The 6,479-nt window shown below is 46.1% G+C and carries 6 protein-coding genes; 5 read left to right on the top strand and 1 reads right to left on the bottom strand.

Annotated elements, in window-relative coordinates:
- The first annotated feature begins 29 nt into the window (after nt 1–29).
- Nucleotides 30–749: an HAD family hydrolase gene (locus ACYVUV_RS05690; protein ID WP_439776248.1), complete on the top strand. Its 720-nt coding sequence runs from the start codon at nt 30–32 to the stop codon at nt 747–749.
- Between the two features lies 1 nt (nt 750).
- Nucleotides 751–1,017, top strand: a complete 267-nt coding sequence (locus ACYVUV_RS05685; RefSeq protein ID WP_439776249.1) for a GNAT family N-acetyltransferase — start codon at nt 751–753, stop codon at nt 1,015–1,017.
- Nucleotides 1,018–1,112: 95 nt separating this feature from the next.
- On the opposite strand, the gene vprA is transcribed toward ACYVUV_RS05685, so the two are convergent.
- The gene (gene vprA / locus ACYVUV_RS05680; RefSeq protein WP_484499163.1) at nt 1,113–2,567 is read right to left on the bottom strand and encodes a vinyl phenol reductase; all 1,455 of its coding nucleotides are present in this window, start codon (nt 2,565–2,567) and stop codon (nt 1,113–1,115) included.
- A gap of 136 nt (nt 2,568–2,703) precedes the next feature.
- Between vprA and ACYVUV_RS05675 the strand changes: the two genes are divergently transcribed.
- The 3 genes from ACYVUV_RS05675 (at nt 2,704) to ACYVUV_RS05665 (ending at nt 6,115) form a co-directional block, all read left to right on the top strand.
- On the top strand, nt 2,704–3,504 hold the full coding sequence (locus ACYVUV_RS05675) for a LysR family transcriptional regulator (RefSeq protein WP_439776251.1): 801 nt from the start codon (nt 2,704–2,706) through the stop codon (nt 3,502–3,504).
- Between the two features lie 72 nt (nt 3,505–3,576).
- Nucleotides 3,577–4,455 carry an IS982 family transposase gene (locus ACYVUV_RS05670; RefSeq protein ID WP_484499368.1) on the top strand — a complete coding sequence of 293 codons (879 nt, stop codon included), beginning with the start codon at nt 3,577–3,579 and terminating at the stop codon, nt 4,453–4,455.
- 226 nt (nt 4,456–4,681) lie between these two features.
- Nucleotides 4,682–6,115: a Rib/alpha-like domain-containing protein gene (locus ACYVUV_RS05665; protein WP_439775142.1), complete on the top strand. Its 1,434-nt coding sequence runs from the start codon at nt 4,682–4,684 to the stop codon at nt 6,113–6,115.
- Nucleotides 6,116–6,479: the final 364 nt, after the last annotated feature.

Raw genomic sequence — 6,479 nt, 5'->3', positions numbered from 1 at the left:
GATGGTATAATGAAAGCGAGGTGAAACTGATGAAATATGAAGCCGCGATTTTTGACATGGACGGCACTATCTTAGATACGAGCGCTGACTTAACAAGCGCATTGAACTACGCGTTTGAAAAGACAGGTCACCGGCATGACTTTACGGTTGAAGACATCAAGAACTTCTTTGGCAGCGGGGTTGTGGTGGCGGTCACCCGGGCCCTGGCCTATGAAGCTGGCAGCAGCCGGGAAAGCCTGGTGGCCTTTGGCACCAAGGATGAACAGATCCCGAAAGCTGTTACCCAAGCAGAAGTTAACCGGGTTCTGGAAGTTTTCAAACCATACTACGCTGACCACTGCCAGATTAAGACTGGTCCCTTCCCAGGCATTTTGGATTTGATGAAAAATCTCCACCAAAAAGGCGTCAAGCTGGCTGTCGTTTCCAACAAGCCAAATGAAGCCGTTCAAGTCCTGGTCGAAGAACTTTTCCCTGACAGCTTTGACTTTGCCTTGGGGGAAAGAAGCGGGATCCGCCGCAAACCAGCCCCGGACATGACCAGTGAGTGCGTCAAGGTCTTGGATGTGCCAAGAGACAAGTGCGTCTACATCGGCGACTCGGAAATCGATATCCAGACTGCACAGAATTCTGAAATGGATGAAATCGCGGTAAATTGGGGCTTTAGAAGCGTGCCATTTTTGCAAAAGCATGGGGCAACTGTGATCGTAAATTCGGCTGAAGAGCTAGAAGAAGCAATTTTAGGTGAATAAGATGGAAATCAAGTTTGAAGGGGACCAAAAGCGTGCCGCGGTTTATGACGACGGCAAGCTGATTGGCCAATGTGTTTATGAAGACAAAGGTGATCACTGGATCATCACGACGACTAAGGTAGACTCAGCTTATGGCGGACAAGGCCTGGGCCGGAAGCTGGTTGATACCGTTGTTGCTGCCGCCCGGGAAAAAGGCGTCAGACTGCGGGCAACCTGCTCATACGCGGCTAAGGTCTTGACCAAGCCAGGATACGAGGATTTGCATTAAGCAAGATAAAAGCATCCCTACTGCAGATTTTTGGGGGAAGGGATGCAAGTATTACTGCACGAAAAAAGACTGCCAAAGGCAGTCTTTTTATTTGCTTACAGATATTTTTGTGCGTCAAGGGCAGCGTTTCTGCCGGAGTAGAAGGCGTAGCCGGCGCAGGTACCAGGCATGTTCGGGCCGTAAGTGTCACCAGTCAAACCGCTGGCGTCGTTGCCGGCCGCGTAAAGACCAGGGATAATCTTGCCCTTTTCGTCTTCAACTTCGTTGTTGACGTTGACCTTTAAACCGCCCATGGTGCAGAAGGCGCCGATGTTCAGCTTGAAGGCGTAGAATGGGCCTTTTTCGACAGCAACCAGGTAGTCAGCATCCTTGCCGAAGTCCTCGTCTTCACCCTTAGCGGCAAAGCCGTTGTAGCGGGCGATAGTTTCAGTCAATTGTCCCTTTGGCAGGCCGGTCTTTTCAGCCAGTTCTTCAATGGTGTCAGCCTTGAAGATGAATGGCTTCTTGTCAGCTACAGCTTGGTCAATTTCGTCAGCCAGCTTGTCCATCTTTTGTCCGCGTTCAACGTAAACGCCCAGACCCATGTAGTTGCCGTCCTTAGCCAGCTTTTCAATCACGCCGGTGTCCAAAATGCTGTAGACTTCATTTTGGGTGTAGAGAGCATTGCCGGCGTAACTGAAGTTGTAGATGACGGATTCGTCGACGAAACGTTCACCATCTTCGTTGACCCAGAGAAGAGGCTGCTGGCCGGCAGCGACGTTCATCTGGCTGGACATCATCTTGAAGTAAGGCTGGTCTGGGTCATCCAAGTAGCCGCCAAAGAGCATGGCCATGCCAGTGCCGTACTTACGGCCACCAACGCTCCAGCCCAGGCGAAGGCCGTCACCAGTACCCTTGCCGCTTGAAACAGGGATCATCCGGCTCAAGTCATAGTCAGTTTCTTCAGCCATCATTTCCTTGTTGTTGAGGTAGCCGCCAGCTGCCAAAACGACAACCTTGGCTATAACGTCTTCAGTAGTGCCATCAGCTTCGTCTCTAAGAGTGATGGTCTTGCTGCCGTCTTCGTTCAGCTTCAAGGCAACAGCCGCGGTAGAGGTTAAAAGTTCCCCGCCCAGCTTGAGGAATTTCGGTTCCAGGGCTTTGTGGATGGCGCCATAGCCGAAGCCTTCGTAGATGTGCCAAGTTGCTTCACCGGCACCCATTGCTTGAACCCGTTCAAAAACAACGCCTTCGTCAGCCAGCCATTGAACGTTTTCCGCGCTGGCGTCAACGTACTTGCGCCAGATTCTGGAGTCAGCCTTGTACTTGGAATATTCGACTTCTTCCTTCAAAACGTCAGTACCAGAGACTTCGATTCCTTTTTCCTTTTGCAGGTAGGAGCCAACGGCGAAGATCCCTTCGCTGTAGTTGGCACTGCCACCAGTAGTACGGCCCTTTTCCAATAAGAGGACGCTGGCGCCGTTTTCCTGGGCGGTCAAGGCAGCGGCTTGGCCTGCCGCGCCCGAACCAACTACTACTACATCATACTTGTCTTTAGCTGCAATCGTCATGATTTTCTCCTTACAAAACTTGCTTGCTATTACTTACACTTGAAACTATATAGGCTTTTGGGGTAGATTAATAGAGAGTAAACGCTTGCACAGGCGAAGCGGATAGTTCGGGTGGATTTTTTTAAAGGGTGAAACGATGGATTTTGAAAAGCTGAAGATGTTCTGCAAGGTAGTTGAAGCGGGCAGCTTCCAGAAGGCGGCGGAGAGCGAGTTTGTCTCGCAAAGAGCGGTGTCGCAGATGATGAAGAAGCTGGAAGATGAGCTGGGGTTGAAGCTCTTTGACCGGGAGAAGAACAAGATTTTTGTCACTCCGGTTGGTATGGATTTTTACATATATGTCAGAAACATGCTGCAGAAGTTTAGCGTGAACGTTAATGCTTTGCGCTACGAGTCAACGACCAAGCAGCGGCTGATCTGCGGGTATTTTTCGCCATTTGACGGGGCTTTGCTGAGGGCGAAGCTATATGACTTTTTAGATGAAAAAGTGCAGCTGAGCATAGTGCATGAAAGTATCGACCATTTGCTGAATGATATTGCCAATGGCCTGGTGGATCTGGCGACGGTGCTGGATTACGGGGATCCGGGTCTGGTGGTTGATGATCCGGAGTTAGCAAGCGTGGACGTGTATGAGAATGAGATGATCATGGGCGTCAGCGATTTGAATCAGTTAAGCAAACTGGAGGAATTTCCACTTACGGAGATTGGCAGCCTGCCGGTTTTGTATTATATGCCAGAAGAAAATTCGCATTATCTGCGGCAGGCTTTTTTGTCGACCTTGCCAGAGGAGTATCAGGCTAGCTGCGCGCACATTTCCAATATTGAACAGATGCAGATGCTGGTGTCCTTGAACAAGGCGGTGGCTTTTTATCCGAAGGGCTTGTATGAGTATGTATTGACTGACAAGGAACATATACGCGTGGTGCTAGTTGAAATATAGTTTCAATTTCTTAACAAAAAAGGTCCAACATTGTAGACTCTAGTTGGAAAAAAGAAAGGAGTCCTTACAATGTTGAACCAACTACAGATTAAACGTTATAGTCACCGTTTGCAAGTGGAATTTCGAACTTTGTCGAAAATCTGCAAGAAACTTTATTACAAGTACGCTCCATCTCGGTTAACTCACCGTCGCAATGCCAGTCTGGTAAAGGTTCCAGACTACGAAATTATTGCATTACTTGTCTGGCAAGCTGAGGAAGGTATATCTTCTCAGCGCAGATTTGCTCGCTGTTGGGGACTTTGTGGGCTCTCCAGATCTCGTTTCAATCGCAGAGCTAGAGCGCTTCTTGGCATCACTGTTCAGATCGTCAACGAACTAAACTCAAGAGTCGATCTGTCTGATCAGTACATGATCATTGACAGTCTACCCATGCCTTTGTGTCAGCCAATCAGAAACCGCAGAGCTAAAGTGTTTGAAGGAATTGCCAACATTGGCTATAACTCAACCAAACAGTTTTACTATTACGGCTTTAAAGGCCACTTTGCCGTAGCTCAAGACGGTTATGTTCTTGGCTATGTAATCACACAAGCATCAATACACGATGCAAAAGAAGCAGAAGAGCTGATTCTCACTACCCATCCCGAAGGGCACTTTATTTTAGGCGATGAAGGCTATATAGGCAAGCAGCTGCACGATACTCTCAAGATAAACGGCTATATACTGTGGACACCTTACCGGAAAAATATGAAAGGTGCTAAGCAGCATAACAAAAGAGAGCTAATGGCAATTCGCCGAACGATCGAGAGTGTGTTCTCTGTACTAAAGTACTACGGAATTGAAAATATTCTTGCAAGAAGTACAGACGGTTTCCAACAAACCGTCGAGATAATCGTACTAACTTACAATATCAGCTACATCCTACAGAGATATGGACTCAACTTCTTCAACTAGCACCACGCGTGGAACATATAAGTTATTTACCATTAGCTGGGATGCAGGAGAGGAGCCGGTACAAGATCAAGGTCATCTATAATCGGCATAGTGACAAGCTTTCATTGATAAAGAAGCTGCTGGCCTGCTTTTAGTAATCGTGAGGGAAAAGCTATTTGACAAAAAGGGCTTTCAAGTAAAGAATTAAAGTGTGTGATTATCTAATAACATGTGGGAGGATAAAACCATGGACAAGAAACTGAAAGCCATCAGCGAGGTTTCGGTCGCATTGGCTCTTTTAGGCGCCGCGGCACCAGCTGTTGGAACCGCTCCAACCGCTTTGGCGGCAAAGAAGGCAACTAAGAAGAGCACAAAGAAAAAGGCAAAGAAAGCTAAGAAGAAGGCAGTAAAGAAGACAAACGCGCAAAAATACGCGCCAAAGGCTAAGAACGTAACTGTCAAGGCTGGTAGCAAGCTTTCAGCCAAAAGTGTAATCACTAATGCCAGCAAGTTGCCTGCAAAGACTAAGTATGCTTTTTCACCAGCACCTAACTTGAAGAAGGCTGGCACTTATACGGTTAGCGTGATCGTGACTTATCCTGACAAGTCAAAAGATAAGGTCAAGAATGTCAAGATTAAGGTAACCGCGAAGAAGGCAGCTTATAATCCAGCTAAGGCTGCTTATGAGAAGTACAAGAAGCAGGCTGAAGCACTCGGTTCGTTGGAGGACGCGCAGAATGACTTGAGCCAAAAGAAGGCGCGTTTAGATAATGCAAACCAGGCCTACACAGATGCTGTAGATAGATACAATTACAAGGTTGCAGCCGCTAAAGCCAGCTATGATGAAGCTTCAAGTGCCTATGAAGCAGCTGGCTATGACTTTGTCATGAGCAAGGCAACGCCTAACTTTTATCAAGACTCTAAAACTGACATGGCAAACGTTGCTGTGTTGGCAGGCTATGTAAATGGATTAGACGATTCAGTTAAGAGCTTCCTGTCCACGAGCAATTTAAAGAAAGATGTCACTTTGATCAGAGAGCTTAACAGTCTCCGCGCATCAGATAACAATTTCTCTAATCATAATGCCTTAGGGGTCGACTATGATCTTATGGTCTATGCAAGCATCGCCGGTATTATTTCAAATAGCACGAAGAATCATACATATTTTAGGAACGCTCCTACTGAAGTGTATGCTTCCCGTGCTGAGAATTTGGCTTGGGGCTACAGTGATCCATTAACTGGTTGGTACACTGAAGAAAAGGCGATTTATGACGCGCATGGCAGTGGTGTGACTGGCCACTATACGAACTGCATGGGTGATTATGAGTATGTTGGTTTGGTTCTTGATCAAAGTACGGGAACAAGTGCGGCAGATTTTGGCAGAGAAAAGATTTTAACTAGCGAATCGGGGACGCAAGTGACTGTTGATGAATTTGAAGCAGCACTTAATAGTTATGTTGCATCTTATGAGTCAGATATGAATATGGCAAAGGCATCTTATGAACAAACCCAAGCTGAAAAGTCTGAGATCAATGCTGCGCAAGAAAATGCGAACAGCAGTAAAGCAGCATATGACGAAGCTAATGCTAAGGTGAAAGAAATCAAGAAAGTCAATCAGCAATTGGAAAAGGCTTATAAGGCTTACCAGAAGTCTTTGAAAGCCGCACACAAGAAGAAATAATAGTGGTGTAATGAGTTTGGCAAATTAGTTAAGCTTGTTAAAGTATGATCCGATATCTATTCGGGATCATACTTTTTTCTTTTTCTAGATATTTGCTAATTTGGCTATAATTGGCGCTGGGACAAGCATTAAGACTAATAAAATCACTCTGCATACAATAGATGATTTTTTGTAAAAAACTAATTTGACAAATACAGCATTTAGGACAAAAAGTGAGGTGTGTAATGATCTAATAATATGTGAGAGAACAAAATTATACAGTTTTCAAGTTTCTTTTTAACTAATGCTTCTGCATTACCTAAGGGTACTGTATATACTTCCATGGTTCTTTGGGAACTACAGATACATTCGATCCAGGGAAGTA

The organism is Lactobacillus sp. WILCCON 0149 (assembly GCF_057197965.1).
The sequence above is the reverse complement of the archived record's forward strand: the minus strand, read 5'-3'. Positions and strand labels throughout refer to the sequence as shown.